Below are 22,400 nucleotides of genomic sequence, written 5' to 3'. Positions count from 1 at the left end.
TTTTATGTCCGTGAGTGCTTCGATGAGAAGCCGTTTGACCACCTTGCCCTCAGGTCCTGTCTGGTGCGTCACAAGTGTTTTGCCGAGAATTTCATTTGCATGCGCACGAACCTCATCCATTGAACGCGCTAGTTTTACACCGCCAGCTTTTCCTCGACCACCTGCGTGAATCTGTGCTTTCACAACAGCCTTCCCGTTGAAGGCTTCTGCGGCTTTTACGGCTTCTTCCACTGTAAAAGCTACCGTTCCTTCAGGAACAGAGACACCGTACCGTTTTAATACGGATTTCGCTTGATACTCGTGAATATTCATGCCTATTCCTCCCGTGCGCGACAAACTCGCGCCAAACTGAGTAAAAAGTCATGTGAAAAAGACAGTCCCGACTCTCGAAGTATGACCGAAGAATGTACAAATTTCAAGGATAAGGAAAGCAGCGAACGCTTAAATTCCTATCCATGCCATGATATTGCTAAGCGCCAAGCGTATCAGCAGATTCATTTACAATCTGTGAGCGAATGAAGCGAAGATAAAACATAAGCATGCCGCCATAAACAAGGCCTGTCAGTAAAAATGCAAACCCATACGCGTGATGCGCCAAGCAGATCCCTCCGACATAAACAGAGACTACATTGCCGACGCCGCGAAACAGCGCGCGATACGATTGCATTTTCGCACGCAACGCATCGCGGACGACATCAATCGCCGTACTGTCAAGCAAAGGAAAAGAAGCCATGCTGCTTATGGACTGGATCAGCAAGAGCACAAAGAAAAAGAGAATGCCGCTTCGAATCCAAGGCTTAAATATGAAAGTGTTACGATGGTCAACAAAACAGCAATGGTCCGCCGCAACGAAAAAGCGCTCGACAAGCCAGGGAGTGCTCACGGACCCGATGAAAAGCGCGCATTGATTGATCGCAAGCAACAGTCCGATCAGCGAAACTGACAAGTGAAACTGATTTTTGATGATCAGATTCAAATACGGACCGACAAAACCATAGGCGAACCCTGAAATAAAAGAAAAATTGAGAACGTGAGTATTTGGCGATTTGGCCGTTCGAAAAGCGCCGCAGGTTTTTCGCTAGGTGTATGTATCGCGGGAACCGGTGTAAGGAAATAACGCCCTATTGGGGCAATGAGAAAGATCAGTCCGCCAAGCAAGAGCGTAGATCCGTATTCCGTGTGAAAAAGTGGAAGATGAGCTGGCAAAAAGCCACCAAGCAAAGACCCGATTCCGATCATCAATGTAAAGTTTGCATACACAATCGAGATGCTAAAGTGGCGGTCATTGGCTGGCATGTACTGCGCGACAACGGCAAACTCTGTCGACATGATCATCGCTTGCCCGACTGCGAATACAGATTGCCCAAAGAGAATTCCCGCCCGCGCGAGAAACAAAGGCACCAGCAACGCCCCCAGCGCCATGAGCAGCGTCCCCAGCAACAGCATCTTGCTACGCCCATACCGATCTGCCAAGTGGCCAAGTGGCACAGACAGGATAAGCGCCACCATAGGCACCACATCATTGACCATTGAAAGCATTGTCGCACCATAACCAAGCGCGTTTATATGAAGGTTCAATAGTGTATTCGAAATTCCAATCGACAAGCCAAAACAGGCGTCCGTCCAGAGAAAAATTTTCATATCTCGCGGCATATGATGCAGGCGACTGACTAATCCACGCGTTAGCACTGATGATTAACCCCATTTCACGTATCATTCTAGCGGTTTATTATCATGCGGACAATACGTGGAAGAAGTGTGAAAATGCTGTTTCGTTATTGCAAGAAGCAAGCGATCTGTTATAATACAATTATAAAAGGAGGAATTGAAATGGACTTCTGTTGTGGTACTACCATGACTGCTCGATTGGCGCCCTTATACTCCGAAGGTGGTGTGCTGCTCACAGATGTCCCATTTCTTTTCTGCCACACCTGTCACGCCATGCATGTGGCTCCGCAAATCTTTACAGAAGTCACACTCTATACACATCACTGTGAGACCGATGGCATAAAGCGTGCAAGCCTCCTTGACATCCTGTCGACAGGGCAGATTGAAGAAATTCTGGCGATGTACCCAGGGCCTGATCCATCGTCAAAACCCTATGTCACAGAAGCGCAAATCGATCATCTGCTCGATGTGTGGAATGTCGCCCAAAAACTTGGTGATAGGGCATGGATCGATGAGATTCGCCAAACCCTCTGTGAAATCCACGCACTTCACATCCAACAAACAGGAGATCTTCAAAATCAGCTGTAATTCTGTGATCCTGCATGGTCAACCTCGTTTTCTTCTCATATGCTTAGAGAGAAACGGGGGTTTATTTTGTGTATACCGTCGTATACAGTGTTGCCTTGAGCGGTTTGAATGGCTTCTTGGTCGGAGTAGAAGGTGATGTTCAAAATGGGTTGCCTGCGTTTGAACTCGTGGGTCTTCCTGCATCTTCCCTACGAGAGGCCAAAGAGCGCGTGCGATCTGCACTGATCAATTCTGGATATCAATGGCCCAGAGGACGCATCGTGATCAGCCTGTCCCCTTCTGACTGGAGAAAAAATGGAACTGGCCTGGATCTGGCTATCGCGCTCACCATTTTATCCGCAACACAACAAATCGCGCCACTGTCATCCCATCACATCGCATTGGGAGAATTGGCGCTTGACGGCAGTTTGCGTGGATTCCGCGGACTGTATACAGCGGCTGAATTCGCTCTGCAGCAATCGCGCCAGGCGGTTGTCATTGCACCTTCATCCGATGAGATTCAACCATTGTATTCAGAGTGTGACAACCTGCTGCCATTTAACAATTTGGCGAACGTCACTGGTTGGCTGTGCGATGGGAATGCGCAAAGGCACACAACGACACGCACTTTGACAGTCCCTACAGCCCCTGCGCATATCCCATTCACGCAACAAGGCGTAAATGAGGCGTTTGATTTATCGGACATGATCGGGCAGCGCGTCGCAAAAAGAGCGCTTTTGATCGCCGCTGCGGGAAACCACGCTCTATTGCTGTGTGGGCCGCCCGGATCAGGCAAGAGCATGCTCGCAGAACGATTGAACACACTACTCCCTCCCCTTTCACAATTGGAAATGAGTTCTTTACGCCAAATCTACAGCGTCGCCGGATTGCCCATGCAAGACCATTCTTTGCGGCCTTTTCGCTCACCTCATCACACCGTCTCCACACAAGGGTTGCTGGGAGGTGGTGCACAACCCCGACCTGGAGAAGTGAGCCTTGCACACCATGGCGTCCTTTTTCTCGATGAGCTGCCTGAGTTTTCTCGCCAAGCTTTGGAAGGCCTGCGTCAACCTCTGGAAGTAGGCTCTATCACGATTGCGCGCTCCTCACTCTCTTGTACATTTCCAAGTCGGTTCCTGCTCATCGCGGCGATGAATCCATGCCCTTGTGGCTATGCTGGTTCCCACACGCATGCATGCAAGTGCGATGCGCAGGCCATTCGACGATATCAAGCAAAACTGTCTGGCCCTCTGCTTGATCGTTTTGATCTTAGCGTATGGATGGAAAGTGAATATAAGATCAGCTCGCCTGAAAACGAATCGCCATCCTATGGTAAGATTCTAACATCAGGGGATGCGCGAGAACGGATTTTGCAAGCACGGTTGTTAAGAGAACGCCATGAAACTGATGCAAAGAGACGATTAGATCCTTCGATCATCGCATCGCTCGCACCTGAAACGCGAGAGCTATACTCTCGTCTAGTCAATCAACTGCATCTAAACATGCGAAGTGCGAAGCGAATTCTGAGTGTGGCACAAACCATTTCTTATCTCGACAATCGCATCGAAATCAACCCTGCCGATCTCGCAGAGGCTGTACATATGCGCGCACTGCACCCAATTGAAAATTCCTTCGCAGAAATGTGATTATCTTTTCTGTTCGCGTTAGAATGCACAGGCACTTGGCATACTTAACTATGCAGCGCAAAGAGATTACCTCGTCACGCGTATGAACGATACAGACGACTAGAAAGGATGGAGAAAATGTGAAGGTGGGGCTCACCTTTGCTGGTGGAGGCGCATCAGGAGGCGCTCACATCGGCGTGTTACAAGCATTGACAGAAGGTGGTATCCACCCTGAAATTGTAAGCGGCACGAGCAGCGGCGCAATGGTGGCCGGTCTTTATGCTGCTGGCAATTCGATTGAAGAAATGCTGCGAACGCTGCCTACCCTCAATCGCAGGTACCTTGATCCTGATACAAGTCTGTTGACATTCTGGACTAAGAGAGAACGCAGGGGAGGGTTATTGCGCGGGGATCGCTTAGAACAATTTATTCATGACAAGACAAAGGGCATCGCACTTCGCGATGTTCAAAAACCTCTTGCAATTATTGCGACCGACATGCAAAACGGACGTGAGGTCGTCTTTTCCTCCCGGACTTGCCCATCCCCTCTCATTCAAGCGCTCGGCGAACGTCCAAGTGCATTATGGGATACCGAGGAGGAAATTACCCTTGCGCGCGCGATCCGCGCAAGCATCAGCATTCCGCTTGTCTTTCAACCCGTCATGTTCAAAGATCGTATTTTAGCAGATGGCGGCCTCATTGACAACTGTCCTGTAGAACCGGCACGAGCGCTTGGTGCGGATTTTGTCATCGTCTCTGACACGATTACGCCTTTTTGCAGCTTCCTTCCCGCCTGTCTCTTCGTCCGCGCCACCTCTTTCAACAAATGGTCAATATTGGTTTGGCACGCCACGCGGCACTCTCTTCACAAACGGCAGATATTTTTCTAACACCCCCTGTAGGGCCGATCGGTGCGCTCCAATTTGACCGATTAACAGCAGTGGCAGAAGCGGGTTACGCCTATACCAAAGCGCGAATGGAAAGCATTTTGCGGATCATCGACGAAAAACAACAAAAAGAACGCCTTTAGCATCGAAGCAGATTCAATGCCCTGGCGCTCCCACATTATGAAATGCAACTGATAGAACTTTAGCCATCCGCGTAAACACTGCACTGTTTTCAAACGCTCGAAAATCCCGATCATTTTTCTTCATTGAAGAGACCTTTTTCCCTTGCTTTTTGTCGCTCGAACGCTTTCCTAAAAGTGGCGGAGGATTGTTGCCCTGCCTTTTTCATCTGCTGACGAATCATTTGAACTTGGCGCGGGGAATATCACCAAGATGGGTTCGGCGGACTCAAACCTAAGGGGAAAGGTCGTACGAATCTATGTATGTCCGTTTCAGGACGAACTCTTGGACGCGGCGATTGGGCTACGCAGAGAGGTGCCAAGCCGAAGCGTGTCGCAAATTATTCAGATCTTAGAATGGGAAGGCAAAGCGAAGAAAGGGCAAATCAAGCGTAGCACGTTGCAGGAGAGGTTTGCACAGCGAGGATATAGTTCCAGGCAGATGCGGATGTATACCCAGTCTGGCGTTGCGGCTCGACGATTCCAAAAGAAACATCGCAACCAATTGTTCCAAAGTGATATCAAGTTTGGGCCCTACGTTTTTGTTGGAAACAGCGGTACAAAGGTGCAGGCCTACCTGGTTGCCTTCATCGATGACGCCACGCGGTATGTTCTGCATGCAGCGTTCTATGCGACACTTGACAAGTGCATTGTCATCGACTGCATGCGGCAAGTGATGCAGAAATATGGGGTGCCAGAAGCTGTATATTTCGATAACGGCAAGCAATTTCGCAACAAGTGGATGATTAGGACTTGTTCCAAGCTTGGCATACGTCTTCTCTATACGGCACCCTATGCAGCTGAAAGTAAGGGAAAAATTGAACGGCTGAATCAAACGGTCGATTCATTTCTTGCGGAGTTTGCACTGGAGAAAGAACAAACGCTCGACCGACTCAATGAATTGTTTCAGGTTTGGCTCAGTGAATGCTACCAGAACAAACCACATTCTGCACTCGGTGAAAATACAAGTCCACAAATGGCGTATCAATGTGACCCGAAACCACTGCGGTTCGTGAGTACAGAGGTTATGGCAAACGCCTTCCTGCACATGGAGACGCGTAAGGTTGATAAGGCTGGATGCATCAGTTTTCAGGGTAAGAAGTACGAGGTAGGCTTGTCGTTCATCGGCAGGACAGTCGATGTTGTGTATGACCCGACTGACACGATGATACTCACGATTGAGTATCCAAACCATGAACCATGGACAGCAAGAGAGCTGGTCATTGGTGAACGCTCAGGCAGGCGTCCCTCTATGCCTGAACACCTTGGAACCATTCCTGCAGACTCCTCCCGGCTCCTTGCCGCAGCAGCGGACAAGCATAAAGACAGAATCGACCAAATTACCCCGGCCGTACGCTATGACAGCGTTTGGAAAGATGGTGAAGGGAGTGTTTGAGTCGTTCTACGAGTTTATCCACACCCCCTTTTCCCGTGACATCCCGACAGACCAACTATACATGCCACAAGGAATCGAGGATATTTTGGGCAGGCTCAAATATGCGGCAGAACGACAGTGGTTCGCCGTAGTCACAGGAGATTGCGGGACAGGTAAGACGACGACCATTCGTCGGTTCTCAGACGCACTTGAGAACTCCAAGTTCAAGATTTTGTATCTGTCAGACTCAAAGCTAACGCCTCGTCATTTCTACAAAGGGATGTTAGAGCAACTCGGATATGAGGCGAAGTTTTATCGTGGAGACGCCAAACGCCAATTGCATCGTGAGATTGAACTCATGCGCGGTATCCATAATCTAAGTCCAGTGGTCATCATGGACGAGAGCCATTTGCTCGACCGAGAGATGCTGGAAGAATTGAGATTCCTCCTCAACTTCAAAATGGACTCACAGAGTCCTATGGCCTTGATTCTGGTGGGACAAAATGAGTTGTGGGACAGACTCAACCTGCAGGCATATGCCGCCATCCGCCAGAGGATTGACTTGCAGTGTCGGCTCCACTATTATGACCGAGCTCAAGTTGGGCAGTACATTGAGCAACACCTAAACTATGCTGGTGCAGAGCAAACCATCTTTTCTGAGAAATCCATCGATGAAATCTACCGTTTCTCCACAGGAGCCCCACGACTGGTGAACAAAATCTGTACACATTGCTTGATGTACGGCGCCCAGAACCGGCAGCGGATTATTGACGACCACATCGTGAATCGCGTGATTCAGGGTGAACTCTCATGAGACGTCCGCCAATGACCATGTATTATTGTGACCATATGGACCGGTGGTGTGTTGATACAGGAGACACGCCTTACTGGCTGAGTTGCGGAGAGGGATTCGAGCTTTGTGTTGGGAAGTTGAACTTGCCATGCCGAATTGAATTTGCGAAGGGCTGGTACATTATTGTCAACGACGTGGCTCTTGCTCTCATGGAACACAGACGTTACTTGATAACTCTAAACTAACGTAAGACTGCGGGGAAGGGAGGCAAACTTCCTTCCCTCCACGCCGTGCCTTTGGACATCCAGCGTGGCAACTTCTGGACAAAGTACACCGTCTATCTCCGGACTCTATTCATTAGCTTTAACAGAAACGGATATTGAACCGAATGCGTGTGAAAGGGACGACACTTGTACAGACTAGGCAGTTCTTCAACGCCACAATTACGTCATAATCAAGCAGTCGCAGGTTTTGTTGACAAGACGAGATGGCAAACCGTACAATTCGTTATTGAAAATCATTTTCAATAAAGGAGTCATCATGATAACGAATATCCGCTCATTGTTGCATGAGCAAAACTATCGCCTTACTCAAGAGCGCGAAGTACTGCTCGATTTATTTTCACATGCGAACAAAGCATTAACGCCGATTCAGCTTCACCAATCAGTGCTGGACGCAGGAGTGAGGATTGGACTCACCACGGTATATCGAATGCTCGAAGTCTTGACTAAAATTGGATTGGCCTCGCCGTACTTGCTAGATGGTGCGGTGTATTACACCTGCTGCCCACACTCGCATCATCATCATTTTATCTGTCTTCAATGCCACCGCGTCGATGACCTTTATGATTGTCAGCAGGACCTTAGCACTCCAGATGGCTGTGCGGTCGAGTATCACAAACTTGACTTGTTCGGTACATGTGCGACGTGCACCAGAGAGGCTCGGTGAATTCGATTGATAAACTTGTGGAATCCCCAACATGTATCACTCATGATTGATTTAATGACCGCTCTGTTTCTTGGCATAATTCACGGGATTACACCGGATGAACATACGTGGCCGATCACGTTCAGTTATGCCATCGGCAGTTACAGCACTAAAGGTGGGATGCGCGCGGGGTTTTACTTCTCGGCGGCGTTCACAGCGCAAAGGGCGATTGTTTCCCAATTGGCCTATTTTGCACTCGCAGGTTTTTTGATGAAATCAGGAGAAGAAACGATTATTTATTTCTTGGTCGGACTGGTGATGGCGCTTTCTGGGTATTATGTCTTGAACCGAGGCAAGTCTTTTCATTTCTTTCCATGGGTAGAACGATTGCTTCCGGCTGTATCTGAGGACGGGAAACCCGTACCTGTGAAGTTGGCATTGCTCCACGGCTTCGTTGCCGGTTGGGGCACGGGCGCAATGGCAACCATTCTTTATACCGTGATTGCTCCTACCATGCCAACTCCATGGCTCGGTTCTATGCCAGGATTTTTGTTTGGTGCAGGGAGCACAATTATGCAAGTGATCATTGGTGCCGCATTTGGCCGGTGGATGGAGCAGAGAAATTTAGGGGACAAGGCAAAGGCATTTATTGGCCGTTATGTTGCAGGAAATACGCTCCTTTATGGAGGGATTTTATTTGTTTTTATTGCAATCATTGCATTCTGGATGCCGGGACTGATGGATTGGGGGATTGCAACAGGGATACATATTCACAACCTGGATACTATCAACGTCGCTTTGCTTCTGGTCATTGTCATTGTGGCTGGTATTGGTGGTTCTTCCATATGGCGAGCGTTGTTGAAAGTAAAGGAGAAGGGTGCAAGTTAACAGGAATTGATTAGAGTGTAGAAACCAACAACAGGGAGGAAAACGCCTCCCTGTTATCCTTTATGCCGACATCCTACGACATTCAGTTGCGCAATTACGACATGCATCAGCACAGCTTTGGCAAGTTGGGTTGTCGTGTTTAGCACATTCGGCTGCGCACGCTTCGCAAATCGTCGCACACAGCCCACATACCTGTTTTGCAAACTGACTGTCTCTGGACATAAACTGTGCAGATAACTCACAGATATTGGCGCAATCTCGACACAGTTCCGTGCATTTACCCATGTGTGACGCATCCGACATTCTACAACAGTTTGTTGCACACTTCTCGCACTCTGCACCGCAAGCCTTACATGAGTCAATGCAGGCCTGATATTTCTCGGTAGACACCATGCTCATTTGCATCGCCAAAACATTCTACCCCTTTCCAAGATGGGATGTTCGCCCATAACGTGTCCAAATTGAGGCATGTTCATGCAGTCAATTGACACTCAGTACAATGCCGGGGTAGGGTAGAATCAGGCGTTTCAAATTGGGTAATGTTTATGGACCCGGGTGTGGGGAGGGATGGCTGATGAAGCGCGGGATGAAATTTAGCAGTCGAATGAGCGGTATCCTTGGTATTGTCGGCTGTATCGTTTGTATGGGATCCATGATCTTGGCGGCAGTAGGTGTCGCGGGTGCGATTGTTTCGGGATCGATGTCGGCTATGTCCATGTCCGGTATGGGAATGAATGGCATGTCGGGGTCGTCACCTGGATGGCTTGAGACGATCCTCAGATTCGGCCCCGTCATTTTGTTAGTTTCCGTCTTGTTGGTTACACTTTCAATCGGTATCCGCCGCAGAGGATTTATCATTCCGTCCCTTGTTGGTGGTGTCATTATGTACTTGGGCATGTACATGACGACCAACATACCACTGATGGTGAGTTCGACCGTTGTTGGATTTGTCTTATGGGGTGTGCTATACGTCAAATCGATGCCGAGGAATATGAAAAGCGGCGTGGCGAGACGACTGTAAGGGTTGGGAAGGCTGTTGCATTACACGATATTGAGGTGAAGAAATGAGTAAAGGAACGGCCATATTTTCAGCGATTGTAGCGGCTGTGGTGGTCGCATTTTTTCTTGTACTGTATGGGTACAATCAGAAGCATCCAGCGGGAAGTGAAGCTGGTGGAGGATTCCCCACGGTTGATGGCATATCTTGTGACAGTACTGAACATTCCCAAGTGCGGTCACACACACATTTGTACATCATTGATAATGGGAAACAGACGACTATTCCGTCGCAAATTGGGATACACAATAGCGGTTCCTGTTTGTACTGGATCCACACCCATGATACCACTGGTGTCATTCATGTGGAGGCCCCAACCCAGCGTAACTTTACATTTGGACAATTTCTTGACATCTGGCAGCAATATCCGAAAGCAATCTTAGGTAAATCAGTCAAGGTGTTCGTGAACGGTCAGCTATTCAAAGGAGATCTCAGGTCGATCAAGCTCAAGAATCAAGAAAATATTGTGATTGAAATCGGCCCAAAGTTTGTCTCACCCCCATCGTATCAAATCCCAGCGAACATGCCTTAAACGAAGATCACAAAAGGTCGGCCGCAAAGGACCGACCTTTTGTACTTAATCGTGCCAAATTCGACCGTGATGCCCGCCATGGTGCTCTCCGTGCCCACCATGGTGTTCTCCATGCCCACCGTGGTGTTCTCCATGCCCGCCATGGTGTTCTTCGTGCCCACCGTGGTGTTCTTCGTGCCCACCGTGGTGTTCTTCATGCCCGCCATGGTGTTCTTCGTGCCCATCGTGGTGTTCTCCATGCCCGCCGTGGTGCTCTCCGTGCCCGCCATGGTTTTCTCCATGCCCACCGTGGTGCCCGCCTCCGAACAATTCTCTCAGTATACTCAAGTGTATTCAGCTCCCTTGTTTTCGCATTGACAACAACGCTTAAAGCTCATTATATACCTCGTGCATCTGGACCAATCCTTGAAGTCATCTTGTCACAGAAATGTTGAAGGTCTGTTTCGGTATCAAGCGAATCCTGAAATGTGCTCACGTAGAGATTTACGGTGGCCCCCTTTCTTTGTTTCCAGATTGGACTGCGTTGTGACAAAAACATGAAACATTAGACCTAAGGATAACATATCACTTGAACTAAGTACAGTACCCCCGTATAGTATTCGTTGGGGGTGGAATACTTGAAGAAGAATCGCTTACGTACTCTAATCGTTGGGATTTTGGTCGTGGCTGTCGCAGCCATTGGATGGGGAGTTTGGCATACACAAGGTGCTGTTGCGTCTGCCGCAACAAGTGAGGCGAAGGTGGTAACACCCGATACACCACAGGCACAATACAGGGTTGAACATGGTGTGAAAGTGTTTCACTTAGTCGCTGAACCGGTGAAGCAGGAAGTTTCAAAGGGTGTCTTTATGAACGCATGGGGATATAACGGGAGCACCCCCGGCCCCACCATCGTTGTTCACGAAGGCGATAGGGTTAAAATTGTGGTGAGCAACCATTTGAAAGTGCCAACCAGTGTTCATTGGCACGGGCTCATTGTACCCAACAACATGGACGGTGTTCCCGGTCTAGAACCAGGCCCGGCCATTCAACCGGGGAAGAGTTATGCATATGAATTCACCGTTAAACAAGTAGGCACGTTTATGTACCATTCACATGTTCAGCCTTCCACCCAAGAGATGATGGGGCTTGACGGTATGTTCATTTCTTTACCGAAGAATGGTGGTAAAATTGACGGGCAGACAGTCAATCGAGACTATACAATTCTTCTGCAAGAATGGCAGTTACAGAAGCCGGGTAGTATGGGCGGAATGAGTATGCCGGCGTACGGTGAGGGTCAGGTGCCAGCCGGAACGTACGATGTCAATCCGGAGGGTATGAACTGGAACATATTTACCTTCAATGGAAAGCAGTTCCCGGCAACGACACCGATGGAAGTGAAAAAAGGCGAAAGGGTTCTCGTGAGAATTGGCAATCTGAGCATGCAAAGCCATCCGCTACACTTGCATGGACATAACTTTTTGGTTGTTGCTAAGGATGGCAACCCTTTACCGAAATCGGCGCAGTATCTGGCCAACACCATCAATGTGGGCGTTGGGGAAACGTATGACATTGAGTTCACAGCGAACAATCCAGGAACGTGGGTTTTCCATTGCCATTTGCCACATCATACATCGGGACTTAACGGTCAAGAAGGTGGCATGCTGACTGTGTTCCATTATCAGGGGACTCCTTGGCCGCCATTTTTCAATCAGGATGGGCAACCAAAAACGTCTTCAAGCTCCAATTCTTCCGAGGGAAACACTGAAGCATCGTCTTCAATGAACAACTCCATGGGCGGAATGAAAATGGCGTCGACCACGATGAATGGAACTTGATCGGCACATATCTCGGGTGGCAAGCGATTCGCTGGCCACCCTTTTCGCCGACAGTGTGTTAAAGCAGGAATGATTGCCGATAATAACAGTCGTACCGTTCAGCGAGAGAGGTGAAAGAATGAATATAGTTGCTACATTGTGGGGCGCTCTCTCCATCGTTAGTGTGATTTGGCTCATATATGATCTACGTCATCAACCTGAGATTATGAACATGATGAAAGTGGCGTGGGTACTAATCACACTTTACCTTGGCGTTCTTGGGATTTTAATCTACGTCACGAGTTGTCGAGAGCCAGAGCCAGGTACACATGACAAGTTTGTTTCGCCCATGTGGAAACAGGCGACGGGTTCTGTGATCCACTGCGTCGCAGGAGATGCCTTAGGCATTGTGGCGGCTGCCGCTGTCACCTCATCGCTTGGCACCCCCATGTATGTCGACATGGGGGTAGAATACATTGTGGGTTTTCTGGTTGGTTGGCTTCTGTTTCAAACCATCCCGATTATGCACATGAACCAGATTTCCTTTCGATCCGCTGTTCGCACGGGCTTCTGGGCTGAACTCTTATCGCTGACGTTCATGGTGGTGGGCATGTTCCCAACGATGTATTTCCTCATGCGCGGGTGGTCTGTGATGTCCCCGTGGTCACCGACATTCTGGCTGGTGATGTCTATCAGTATTTTGGTCGGTTCCATTGTGACCTATCCAATCAACTGGTGGATGGTCGCAAGGGGAATGAAGCATGGGATGGGCAGTTCACACATGATGGGCCATGGAGGTTCTCATCCAGCGCATAATCACCAGGAAGCACATCATTCGGGACATGCTCATGAATGAGTGACCACATGCAAAGGCCAATAGGTACGCCATCATTAAAATGAAGAGCAGCCCATTACAGGTAGTTGTTACTTCCTAGTTGTAGGCAAGCCTGGCGTAGTTTCAGCATATATACCTGTAGAGGGTATCATATGATGACGCGCTGGAGTGGTGAGACTTGTTGCTGGTTACGAGCTTCTTTGGATCGATTGTCGGCTTTATTGCCTGTTACAAAATCGTGGCAAAAATGCACCATGTCAACAAATCGTTACAAATGCGGATTTGCATGCTGAACAGCATGTCTTTGGCGTTCATTTTTGCCATGCTTATCGAATTGACCACAGGCAGCAAAAGCCTAGCCATCATTATTCCGGTTGCTACCGTCTGTTTGCCTATGGTTTTGATGATGAAGCCGTTTAGCGTTCTTGATATGACTGAATCTTGCATAGCAACGCTGATGAGTGTTTCTATGAGCGTAATGCTCATTGGGATGATTGATTCTACCGTGATTTGGGTCATTCAGTGCGTTCTCGTCGCGATTGAAGTGATGCTGTATCTCACGGTGGTTCGACGCGCTCAATTTCGATGACCGGGCTCTTGCTCTCGGTCATATTGTACTTCACCGGCTATATTTCAACGTCGTAAACATACCACCCATGTCTCTCATGTGATCGTTCGTTGTGTGATGTGGCTTGTGACAATGAAACGCCCATATGCCTGGATTATTGGCCTGGAACTCGATATCCCATGTCTCACCGGGGGCGACGTTGATCGTATTCTTGAACCATGGAATTGGGATCGTCGATCCGTCTCCTGCGGCAACTTGAAACTCATGTCCATGCAAGTGCATGGGATGTGAGTCCATACTCAGGTTTCCTAAGCGAATGCGAACCTTTTCACCATATCGCACACGAAGGGGCGTGGTGTCAGGAAATGATTTTCCATTCATGGTAAAGTAATTGTAGTCCATGCTCATCGGGTCGATGTCAAAGGCTTTACCGCTCGGCTTTTGCTCGGTGGTTTTCTCCATCGGTGACTGCATGTCGCTCTTTGGCGCCATGGATGTTTGCCCCATACCACTCATACCCATGTCGGATCCCATTTTCACCGCCCATTCCTGCAAGAGGATGATGTATTCCCGGTTCACTGTTTGGCGCTCCGGCAAAGATACAATCATCCCAGCAAGACCCATCATTTCTTGCTGAGCGTCCATGGTATGTGCATGGTACATAAAAGTTCCAGCTTGGCGGATAACAAAGTCATATACGTACGTCTCACCTGGTTTTACGACAGGACCAGCTCCGATTCCCGGAACGCCATCCACAGTGTTCGGTACGATGAGGCCGTGCCAGTGAATGGATGTCTCTTCTAGCAAACGATTGGTAAAAGCAACTTGGATTCGGTCTCCTTGAGACACAACCATGACAGGACCGGGTGTTGACCCGTTATATCCCCACGCTTTGATGGTCACACCGTTCGTCAAGGCTTGTTGAACGGGTTCCGCAATCAGATGAAAATGCTTGATCCCATGATATATTTGATACGGAAGAAATCCGATATTGGGTGCAACCAACTTGGTTGTGCCCAATCTTAGACTGTGCATGGCAAATGCCCCCTCTCGTCATGGGCAGGATATGCACAGTCGAAAGTGTTTGGCCGCCCAAATCGACGACGATTATGAGTTTGGCTATTGGTCTTATATGTGGCATGTTGACTAAATTACCGTACAGGGGTATTGTATATTTGAAATAAAGGGGATGGTTTTATGGAAAAGTCAACGCACGGATATGCTTCACAAAGTGCAAAACTCTTGGGCCGACTAAAACGAATCGAAGGTCAGGTTCGAGGCGTTCATAAGATGGTTGAAGAAGGTCGATACTGCGTGGACATCCTCGTTCAGTTGGCCGCGATAAAGAGCGCCACTCACCAAGTTGCCTTGTCTATTCTTGACTCGCATACGCGAGGATGCGTCAAAGATGCACTGTCAGCGAATGCGGACAGTACCGAGAAAATCGACGAATTGATGGAAATTATTCGGCAATTCACAAAAGCATAACGGAGAAAACCAGGAGGTGAGATTATGTCCGAAGTTGCAGAAGTCACACTGCCAGTTGATGGCATGACCTGTGCCGCATGTGCAGCACGGATTGAAAAGAATGTTTCCAAGCTTCCAGGTGTGAAAGAAATCAACGTCAATCTCGCCTCCGAACGGGCGCGAGTGGTTCTGGATGGGGAAACCACTTGGAAAGATGTTGTAGAGAAAATTGAAAAGACGGGATACGCGGTTCCTATCCGCGAGGTTGATCTCAGCATTACAGGGATGACTTGTGCCGCTTGCGCTGCTCGAATTGAGAAAGTGGTCGGCAGGGTGGATGCGGTTAAATCGGTGAATGTCAACTTGGCTTCTGAAAAAGCGCATGTCGCTTATGTTCCGGGAGTCATTCAGGAAGCGGATATCATCAAGCAGTTGAAAAGGCCGGGTATGGGGCAACACTCGCTTCCAAGCAGGCGGCAGAAGTGGAGAAGCTTCGGAAGCAGCAGGCGTATAAACGTGAGCTAGTAAAATTCTGGTTTTCAGTTGTGCTAACGGCACCGTTAGTTGCACAAATGTTCTACATGTTGGCGGGCGGGATGGCATTTCTTCCAAATTGGGTAAGCTTTGTTCTTGCCACACCTGTCCAGTTTTACGTTGGGTGGCGATTTTATAAAGGAGCATATCACTCCCTTCGAGGCGGGGCAGCCAACATGGACGTGTTGGTCGCACTTGGCACATCCGTTGCCTACGTTTACAGTGTGGTTCTTACATTCATAGGGAGTTCGAATATTTACTTCGACTCTTCTGCGACGGTCATTACGTTGATTTTCATGGGGAAACTGCTGGAGGCCAGGGCCAAGGCAAAATCCAGCTCGGCCTTAGAGGCGTTGGCGAAGCTCGGCGCGAAAGTTGCCCACGTGGTGCACGATGCTCAGGAAAGTGACGTACCGGTGGAACAACTGCGAGTCGGGGACATCGTGAGAGTTCGTCCTGGTGAGAAGGTTCCGACCGACGGGGTGATTACCGAGGGCGGCACCTCAGTCGATGAATCTTTTCTCACTGGAGAGCCTTTGCCTGTAGAGAAGCAGACGGGTGATCCGGTGGTTGGGGCTTCGGTCAACCAAACACGTGCCTTTACCATGGCAGTTACCAAGGTTGGAGCCGATACCGCCTTGGCGCAAGTCATCCGCTTAGTTGACCAAGCGCAAGGTTCCAAGGCACCTGTGCAAAGACTCGCAGACAAAATCTCGGGCATTTTTGTACCCATCGTGCTCGCGATCGCGCTGGTAACGCTCGTTCTTTGGGGGATATTCGGTGGCTGGTCACATGGATTGATTGCTGCAGTAGCCGTAATGGTCATCGCATGTCCGTGTTCCCTGGGATTGGCCACACCGACTGCGATCATGGTTGGTACAGGCCTTGGTGCAGAATCCGGGATTCTCATCAAGGGTGGTGAGCATCTCGAACTGGCTCACAAAATCAACACCGTAATCTTCGATAAAACGGGAACCATCACATCAGGGAAGCCGACCGTGGCGGATCTCTGGACGGGTGAAGGAGTTTCTGAAGCTGAGCTGCTTCGGTTGGCCGCGGCGCTCGAATCGCAAAGCGAGCACCCGCTCGGTGCAGCGGTAGTAAGGTATGCGGAAGAACAAGGGCTTGCTGGACAAGCGGTATCGCATGTCGAAGCAATACCAGGAAAAGGGATTGAAGGTCAGGTTGATGGCCAGACAATTCGAATTGGGAATCGTCGCTGGCTGACTGAGCAAGGTGTTGAACGCATCCCAGACGATGTCTTGTCCGTATTTGAAGAAGCGGGTATGACTGCCGTCATGGTTGCCGATGCAAATCGGGTAATGGGCGTCGTGGCGATTGCAGACACCCTGAAAGAGGATGCAAAGAGTACCGTTCGTGAGTTGCAGAATATGGACATCGAAGTATGGATGATTACGGGAGATAACGAACGAACAGCGAATGCGGTCGCTGCACAGGTGGGGATCACCAACGTAATCGCTGGGGTACTACCGGCTGACAAAGCAACAAAGGTAGAGTCACTTCGCAAGGATGGTCGAATTGTAGCCATGGTTGGGGACGGCATCAATGATGCCCCGGCTCTGGCAGCGGCTGATGTTGGTATCGCGATGGGGACTGGTGCCGATGTGGCGATTGAAGCTGCAGATATTGCGCTGATGAATGCACGGACGCATGGAGTGGTCGATGCCATTTATCTGTCCAAGGCAACAATGAGGAAGATTCGTCAGAATCTGTTCTGGGCTTTCTTCTACAACGTGCTTGGCATCCCGCTTGCCGCCGCCGGGATATTAAGCCCGGTCATTGCCGGCGCGGCGATGGCGCTCAGTTCCGTGAGCGTCATTTCAAACAGCTTGTTACTCCGTCGCCTGTGCCTGGGAAGGGGGGTGTAGCTAGGAATCATAGGTGTAATACAAGATAAGTTGGGATTTCAAAACGACCATCATACAAAGGGAGATGAAAGATATGGCAACAGCAACGATTACAGTAAAAGGCATGACATGCGGCGGATGTGTGAATTCGGTCACGAAGGCACTCACTGGTGTACAGGGCGTACAAGAAGCCAAGGTTGATCTCAATGGGGCAACGGCAACCGTGACCTTCGATGAAAACAAGACCAGTGTGGCATCTCTAAAGGAAGCCGTCGACGACGCTGGTTATGAGACGGAATGAGGAAAGGATGTAGATTGGCGGGAGGGGGTAACCTTCCCGCCGTTTTAATGTGTCGCAACTCCGGACAGGGCTTGATTGATGAGTTGCTGAATTTGCAATTTGGATAGTATTCCAATGTGAGCATTGACAAGAGTGCCATTTGGATCAAGGACGAACGTTGTAGGATATCCAATAACTTGATAGTCATGTGCGAAAGTTCCTTTTAAGTCAAGGAGCACAGGGTATGATATGCCATATTTCTGAACGAAAGTCTTTGCCGCTGAAACGGAGTCATCACTTGTCATGTTGACGCCAACAAATTCGACTTTACCAGCATATTTTTTGGACATTGCGATTAAATCAGGTGTTTCCTGTTGACACGGATAGCACCAAGAAGCCCAAGCGTTGATGAATACAACCTTTTTTTTTGCCAGAAGTTGTTGAAGACTAACCGTGGATTTCTCATTCAACGTTTGTAACGAGAAACCTGGGGCTAATTTTCCAACCAAGGGACCCTTGGAAATGGCTTGACTCGTAGAGACATTTGTCGTTTGGTTCTTGGCGGTGTTTGTTTCTGCTGACCTAGTTGTCCCACATCCGGCTAGGAACAATGCCATAGCTAGAAGTGGCAATACTAATTTTTTCATAATTCTCGCTTCCTTTTGCTATTCTTGGCTTCAGCATAAGCGTTTCAATTCTACCATGCAACCAAAACCAAAAAGAAGGTGGCGGGACGTGTTACATCATGTGAGAATGACTGTGGCGGAAATTGTGCTGCGAAGTATTGAACAGAGGGACCTATCCGTTCTTTTTCAGAGGTTCTTTGCGGATGAATACGCGACTTGGCGTGATTCCGATGAAGTGAAGGATCCGAGTGCGAAAATCACTTTTGAAGAGTATATGGAGCGTATGCAATCGCATTTGGATCGCCAGAGCTTGGACCGTTGGTTGTTAATCGAGGTAGGTGGGACAATCATCGGGATAGTACTGTATGATTGGGAATCGAGGGTAACTCAGACTATCGAAGTGGGCATTGCAATTTTTGAACCCAAAAAGTGGAACAATGGATGTGGGACGAATGCCCTTGCACTCTGGGTAGATTTTATCTTCCGTCGAGTATCACCGATGACGATATGTTTGACCACCAAATCGGCCAATCATCGAATGATTCGATGTGCACAGAAGCTGGGGTTGGAAAAGGACGGTGATCCGTATCCAGACCACATCAACGGAGAAAATCGGGTTCGAATGACTATATCATTTGATGATTGGATAAAAACCAGTTGGAGTGGCATCTCATCCACAAATATTATGGATAAATCGTGTCTTGGTTCCCATGGGCTCATCTGGAAAGCATAGCTCCTGGGCGGAATAGCTAGGACAGAGTGGCCAACGGGCCACCCTGCGTCAGAACATACGCTTCACAACAGTAATGTGCTTGTACCAGTAGGAGCCAGGATGTAACGGCAGGTACCCAACCTTTTTCAGTCCGCCGCCTTCCTGAATCATTTGCCCATTGCCCACATAAATTCCGACGTGACCGCCTTTATCCATAATCACCAGGTCGCCTGGACGCATGTTCTTGATAGGAACCGGCGTGCCGACGCTATGGTACTGCACTTGAGATGCACCGCTCATTTTATATCCTAACGCGTGGTGATACACGTACGCAGTGTAATTGGAGCAATCAAATCCGTATTGTCCTCTATCTTCGTTGTGACCCCAAATGTATGGTGTACCCAATTTGCCTTTGGCAACTTGCAGTACGGCATCGACTTTTGCCTGATAGCTTGCATTCAGTGGTGCAAGCGGGTGAACACTAGAATCATACCGGACACCAGGGGGTAGTTGGCTGGAAGTGGTTGCGGATCCCGCGGTTGATGTAGATACTTGTCCACTTGTTGTCGTGGCGGATGTTCCTTCACTCAAGGTGGTTGTCCAGTGGGTATTCCTTGTGATGTAGCCAGTTCGCCCCAAGCTATCTTTCACGTGCCACCAAGCTTGCGTGCTGCCCGACAAGGTTTGTAGAGAACTCCCCGTTGATTCTAACGCAATTCGGTGTGAACCTAAATGTGGAGTTGAAAAGAGATATGCTGCCCGAGTTACCTCAACGGCACTACGTGTGGTTGCTGCCTGGGCGATCGTTGAAAAACTTCCCAAAGCCATTAGACCAGTGACTCCCGATAGAATCACACGAGTCATCTGTTTAGAACGCTGTTTACTCATGGTGTCCCCCTTATGCCTCCGAGGTTAGTTGACGGGTTCGGGCAGGGATTGCCCTAGTGCAAGCACATTCACCCCAAGAGTTGTCCCCCGTACCTTTATCAGGATTCGGCGTTGTTGTGTATCGCCAAAACCCTATCACGACGCTATCAGACTTGCATTGGTGAAATAGTGGTATACGAGGGTGGGCATTCCAGGCTCAATTCTCTTCACGCTGGGTGAGTGGAATTTTTGGCATGTTGATGTCATTTATGGGAATACTGTCTTAGAAGAATTTTGGAAGGATGCGTCAGGTGCGTTCACAACTACTTTCGACTCCACATCTCGTTGAAATTATCACGGCGGTTATCTGCGGGACAATGAGCAGAATTGCTACACTCCGGGAAGACTATCGGCAATATCCAACGTTTCCAAATGGATATCTGAACCAGGTAGTTATGGGTTTTGTGGCGGCGTTATTAGGGGCGGTGATGGTTCCGGCAATCATGACGGGGAACTTTACTGCTGTGACATTTCTGGCCCTCGCCATTCGACAGTTCCAAGCAGTTCGCCAATTGGAGCAGAAGAGTTTGCTCTTGTTGGAAGATGTCGAGTATACGCACCGAGGACACGCCTACATTGATGGGATTTCAAAAACGTTTGAAGCCAGAAACTATTCCGCACTCAGTGTAGCACTCGTTATCGGCATAATTATGGAAGTGATGGAACATAACTCTCCGTCATTACGTGTAATCGCGGGAATTGCTGGTGGGATCTGTGTGTTTGTCCTATTGTCTCGCATGACGAAGGGTCAAATTATCGCTGATTTAGCGGAAGTTACTGTCGCACAGATCCATATTCGTAATCATGAGTTGTACGTTGACGGCATGTTTGTATCCAATAGAGTTGGCATCGAACGGGGGCAGGAGATGCTCATAACAGAAGGGATGGCGGTGATGGTAAAACCGAAACACCAGCACTTTAGAGTGACTCTTGACAATTTTGGACAGCGGCAGGCAATCTTGTTTGAACTGACGCGAGGTCTTGGCGTTAAGAGATATCATTACATGAGGAAAAACTATGATGATGGGCGTATCGCTTTTGCCATTGTGCCAATTATTCGCGACGAAGAAAGAATGATTCAAATTGTAAGGCATACCCCAGTTCTTGAGACTTCCAAAAAGACGCATTCTCCGCTTCGAAACTGGGTGAATCGGCATGAGTAATCCGATGCAGATTTACGCTCTCATTGGTACACTCTCACATTCCCTTGAACAAATAAATCCTGGAAATGCAATTTTTATTCGAGCAAAGGACGATAAAGAGCAAGAGGTTTTGATGCGGGAAATCGCATTGGCCGTTGTTGGCGACGTGGTCAAACTGAGCAATGGTTTGTACTTAATATTGACTGCAATTCGCTGATGGCGACTGGTTCATTTTACTATGTACTTAGTAATTGTCAGTGATGAACGGAACACCGACGTCTACGTTCGTGTTTCCTTGGTTCGGATCGAAGTGAAGTGCTACCTGCAAATTCATCTTGCTTTGACCAGTTACGATGTACAAAGAGTCTTGGGGGGAATATGCGGATACACTCGATATGTCTTGGGTTTGAAGGGCCTCTACCTGGTGAGCGTCTACGCTTGTGAGGGCGTGTGCAACCACCTTGGCAGTCTGGGTTTGAGTCAGCTTACTGGGAAGTGTGCCATGGATGTAAGCATCAATTTGTGGGGTAATGTGTGATTCGGACAAGGCGTTTACAATGGAGTTCATCCGTAACTGTAACGACTTCAGGGAGTCGGTATTAGATACCGCTCGAATCACTACCGTTGTGTCATTTTGCAGGTCTAAATGGCCCATAACAGTATGATTCAAGCTGCTCACAACGACCAAAACCTCCATTTGTGGCCACCTTCCACTTAATTCCACGAGATGCTCCCCTACTTTAATTTGTGCTTTCCCTCGTAGACCGGTAAGCCCTAATTTATTGGCGACATCAATAGCTAGATGCTGGGTACTTGCTGAGGGCAAATAACTATGATTTACTGTGCTGTAGTCGTGTATTACAAATCCGACGGCATGCGCGTTGGTCGCTTGAAAGACCTTTGTTAGATAATTCGCTTCCTGGCTAGCCACCGCTGCTTGGGAAATGGGATTGGACGTGGCATAAGCCGAATCAATTAACATTCCTAGTAGCGCAAGTGAGGCGACCAACATTAACCGTTTCAACTTTGTGATCCCCCGTAACCTAAATCTTCGTATCACTAAAGCGTTTTTTGAAAACCATCAATTCGATTTTGTCCTGTGATTCTGCAGCAGTCGCAGGTGCTAAAGGCTATACGTCCCACCCTC

The 22,400-nt window shown here is 48.8% G+C and carries 25 protein-coding genes, 2 pseudogenes and 1 riboswitch; of the genes and pseudogenes, 19 read left to right on the top strand and 8 right to left on the bottom strand.

What is annotated here, in order from left to right:
- The 3 genes from ATW55_RS08785 to ATW55_RS08775 all read right to left on the bottom strand — a co-directional run.
- A partial coding sequence (locus ATW55_RS08785) for an ATP-grasp domain-containing protein (protein WP_201024960.1) occupies positions 1–312 on the bottom strand: 312 nt, incomplete at its 3' end.
- A gap of 157 nt (positions 313–469) precedes the next feature.
- The gene (locus tag ATW55_RS08780) at positions 470–976 is read right to left on the bottom strand and encodes a hypothetical protein (protein ID WP_067715781.1); all 507 of its coding nucleotides are present in this window, start codon (positions 974–976) and stop codon (positions 470–472) included.
- Positions 973–1,689 carry an MFS transporter gene (locus ATW55_RS08775; protein WP_067715778.1) on the bottom strand — a complete coding sequence of 239 codons (717 nt, stop codon included), beginning with the start codon at positions 1,687–1,689 and terminating at the stop codon, positions 973–975. Before ATW55_RS08775 ends, ATW55_RS08780 begins: the two co-directional genes overlap by 4 nt.
- A 141-nt stretch (positions 1,690–1,830) precedes the next feature.
- On the opposite strand from ATW55_RS08775, the gene ATW55_RS08770 reads away from it, so the two are divergent.
- The 10 genes and pseudogenes from ATW55_RS08770 (at position 1,831) to ATW55_RS08725 (ending at position 10,498) form a co-directional block, all read left to right on the top strand.
- On the top strand, positions 1,831–2,256 hold the full coding sequence (locus tag ATW55_RS08770) for a hypothetical protein (protein ID WP_153005077.1): 426 nt from the start codon (positions 1,831–1,833) through the stop codon (positions 2,254–2,256).
- Between the two features lie 68 nt (positions 2,257–2,324).
- Complete coding sequence (locus ATW55_RS08765) at positions 2,325–3,881, top strand: YifB family Mg chelatase-like AAA ATPase (RefSeq protein WP_067715771.1); 1,557 nt, start codon at positions 2,325–2,327, stop codon at positions 3,879–3,881.
- Between the two features lie 119 nt (positions 3,882–4,000).
- A complete protein-coding gene (locus ATW55_RS08760; RefSeq protein WP_160327202.1) occupies positions 4,001–4,750 on the top strand; it encodes a patatin-like phospholipase family protein in 750 nt (249 codons plus the stop codon).
- 377 nt (positions 4,751–5,127) lie between these two features.
- Positions 5,128–6,322 (top strand): annotated as a pseudogene (locus ATW55_RS08755) (DDE-type integrase/transposase/recombinase); the annotation flags it as partial.
- Complete coding sequence (locus ATW55_RS08750; protein ID WP_067715762.1) at positions 6,315–7,115, top strand: ExeA family protein; 801 nt, start codon at positions 6,315–6,317, stop codon at positions 7,113–7,115. The pseudogene ATW55_RS08755 and the gene ATW55_RS08750, both read left to right, overlap by 8 nt.
- Positions 7,112–7,339 (top strand): DUF5348 domain-containing protein, encoded by a 228-nt coding sequence (locus ATW55_RS17220; protein WP_067715759.1) that lies wholly within the window; start codon positions 7,112–7,114, stop codon positions 7,337–7,339. Before ATW55_RS08750 ends, ATW55_RS17220 begins: the two co-directional genes overlap by 4 nt.
- Before the next feature lie 295 nt (positions 7,340–7,634).
- Positions 7,635–8,042, top strand: coding sequence for a Fur family transcriptional regulator (locus tag ATW55_RS17215; protein ID WP_082685680.1), 408 nt, complete (start codon positions 7,635–7,637; stop codon positions 8,040–8,042).
- A gap of 42 nt (positions 8,043–8,084) precedes the next feature.
- Positions 8,085–8,909 carry a hypothetical protein gene (locus ATW55_RS08735; RefSeq protein ID WP_067715752.1) on the top strand — a complete coding sequence of 275 codons (825 nt, stop codon included), beginning with the start codon at positions 8,085–8,087 and terminating at the stop codon, positions 8,907–8,909.
- A gap of 574 nt (positions 8,910–9,483) precedes the next feature.
- Positions 9,484–9,930 (top strand): hypothetical protein, encoded by a 447-nt coding sequence (locus tag ATW55_RS08730; RefSeq protein ID WP_067715748.1) that lies wholly within the window; start codon positions 9,484–9,486, stop codon positions 9,928–9,930.
- 43 nt (positions 9,931–9,973) lie between these two features.
- Positions 9,974–10,498 (top strand): hypothetical protein, encoded by a 525-nt coding sequence (locus tag ATW55_RS08725; RefSeq protein WP_067715745.1) that lies wholly within the window; start codon positions 9,974–9,976, stop codon positions 10,496–10,498.
- Here the strand turns inward: ATW55_RS08725 and ATW55_RS08720 are convergent.
- A complete protein-coding gene (locus ATW55_RS08720; RefSeq protein WP_067715741.1) occupies positions 10,495–10,785 on the bottom strand; it encodes a hypothetical protein in 291 nt (96 codons plus the stop codon). The genes ATW55_RS08725 and ATW55_RS08720 overlap by 4 nt on opposite strands.
- A gap of 330 nt (positions 10,786–11,115) precedes the next feature.
- Here ATW55_RS08720 and ATW55_RS08715 point away from each other — a divergent pair, with 330 nt between their 5' ends.
- The 3 genes from ATW55_RS08715 to ATW55_RS08705 all read left to right on the top strand — a co-directional run bounded on the left by ATW55_RS08715 (position 11,116) and on the right by ATW55_RS08705 (position 13,718).
- Positions 11,116–12,315, top strand: a complete 1,200-nt coding sequence (locus tag ATW55_RS08715; RefSeq protein WP_235587067.1) for a multicopper oxidase family protein — start codon at positions 11,116–11,118, stop codon at positions 12,313–12,315.
- A gap of 118 nt (positions 12,316–12,433) precedes the next feature.
- Complete coding sequence (locus ATW55_RS08710) at positions 12,434–13,150, top strand: DUF4396 domain-containing protein (protein WP_082685679.1); 717 nt, start codon at positions 12,434–12,436, stop codon at positions 13,148–13,150.
- A 157-nt stretch (positions 13,151–13,307) separates the two neighbouring features.
- Entirely contained in the window at positions 13,308–13,718 is a 411-nt protein-coding gene (locus tag ATW55_RS08705) for a hypothetical protein (protein ID WP_067715733.1), read from the top strand.
- Between the two features lie 30 nt (positions 13,719–13,748).
- Here the strand turns inward: ATW55_RS08705 and ATW55_RS08700 are convergent, their stop codons facing one another.
- On the bottom strand, positions 13,749–14,732 hold the full coding sequence (locus ATW55_RS08700) for a multicopper oxidase family protein (RefSeq protein ID WP_067715730.1): 984 nt from the start codon (positions 14,730–14,732) through the stop codon (positions 13,749–13,751).
- A gap of 162 nt (positions 14,733–14,894) precedes the next feature.
- Between ATW55_RS08700 and ATW55_RS08695 the strand changes: the two genes are divergently transcribed.
- From ATW55_RS08695 to ATW55_RS08685, 3 genes and pseudogenes are all read left to right on the top strand, one after another.
- Positions 14,895–15,185 carry a metal-sensitive transcriptional regulator gene (locus tag ATW55_RS08695; protein WP_067715727.1) on the top strand — a complete coding sequence of 97 codons (291 nt, stop codon included), beginning with the start codon at positions 14,895–14,897 and terminating at the stop codon, positions 15,183–15,185.
- 24 nt (positions 15,186–15,209) lie between these two features.
- A pseudogene (locus ATW55_RS08690) lies at positions 15,210–17,587 on the top strand (heavy metal translocating P-type ATPase).
- Between the two features lie 73 nt (positions 17,588–17,660).
- A complete protein-coding gene (locus tag ATW55_RS08685; protein ID WP_067715724.1) occupies positions 17,661–17,867 on the top strand; it encodes a heavy-metal-associated domain-containing protein in 207 nt (68 codons plus the stop codon).
- 44 nt (positions 17,868–17,911) lie between these two features.
- On the opposite strand, the gene ATW55_RS08680 is transcribed toward ATW55_RS08685, so the two are convergent.
- Positions 17,912–18,493: a TlpA disulfide reductase family protein gene (locus tag ATW55_RS08680; RefSeq protein WP_067715721.1), complete on the bottom strand. Its 582-nt coding sequence runs from the start codon at positions 18,491–18,493 to the stop codon at positions 17,912–17,914.
- Positions 18,494–18,581: 88 nt separating this feature from the next.
- Between ATW55_RS08680 and ATW55_RS08675 the strand changes: the two genes are divergently transcribed.
- Positions 18,582–19,205: a GNAT family N-acetyltransferase gene (locus ATW55_RS08675; RefSeq protein WP_067715718.1), complete on the top strand. Its 624-nt coding sequence runs from the start codon at positions 18,582–18,584 to the stop codon at positions 19,203–19,205.
- Between the two features lie 48 nt (positions 19,206–19,253).
- Here ATW55_RS08675 and ATW55_RS08670 read toward each other — a convergent pair whose 3' ends face one another.
- Positions 19,254–20,072: a C40 family peptidase gene (locus tag ATW55_RS08670; protein ID WP_235587066.1), complete on the bottom strand. Its 819-nt coding sequence runs from the start codon at positions 20,070–20,072 to the stop codon at positions 19,254–19,256.
- Positions 20,071–20,193, bottom strand: a riboswitch (cyclic di-AMP (ydaO/yuaA leader). It overlaps the preceding gene by 2 nt.
- Before the next feature lie 169 nt (positions 20,194–20,362).
- Here ATW55_RS08670 and ATW55_RS08665 point away from each other — a divergent pair.
- The gene (locus ATW55_RS08665) at positions 20,363–21,274 is read left to right on the top strand and encodes a YIEGIA domain-containing protein (RefSeq protein ID WP_067715714.1); all 912 of its coding nucleotides are present in this window, start codon (positions 20,363–20,365) and stop codon (positions 21,272–21,274) included.
- A complete protein-coding gene (locus ATW55_RS08660) occupies positions 21,267–21,470 on the top strand; it encodes a capping complex subunit for YIEGIA (protein ID WP_067715711.1) in 204 nt (67 codons plus the stop codon). The genes ATW55_RS08665 and ATW55_RS08660 overlap by 8 nt, the downstream gene beginning before the upstream one ends.
- 27 nt (positions 21,471–21,497) lie before the next feature.
- Here ATW55_RS08660 and ATW55_RS08655 read toward each other — a convergent pair whose 3' ends face one another.
- Positions 21,498–22,277 carry a YwmB family TATA-box binding protein gene (locus ATW55_RS08655; RefSeq protein ID WP_067715708.1) on the bottom strand — a complete coding sequence of 260 codons (780 nt, stop codon included), beginning with the start codon at positions 22,275–22,277 and terminating at the stop codon, positions 21,498–21,500.
- Positions 22,278–22,400 lie beyond the last annotated feature (123 nt).

Origin of the sequence: Ferroacidibacillus organovorans (assembly GCF_001516615.1) — a bacterium.
Taxonomy (GTDB): Bacteria; Bacillota; Bacilli; order Alicyclobacillales; family SLC66; genus Ferroacidibacillus; species Ferroacidibacillus ferrooxidans_B.
This window is presented reverse-complemented; position numbering and strand designations above follow the sequence as displayed.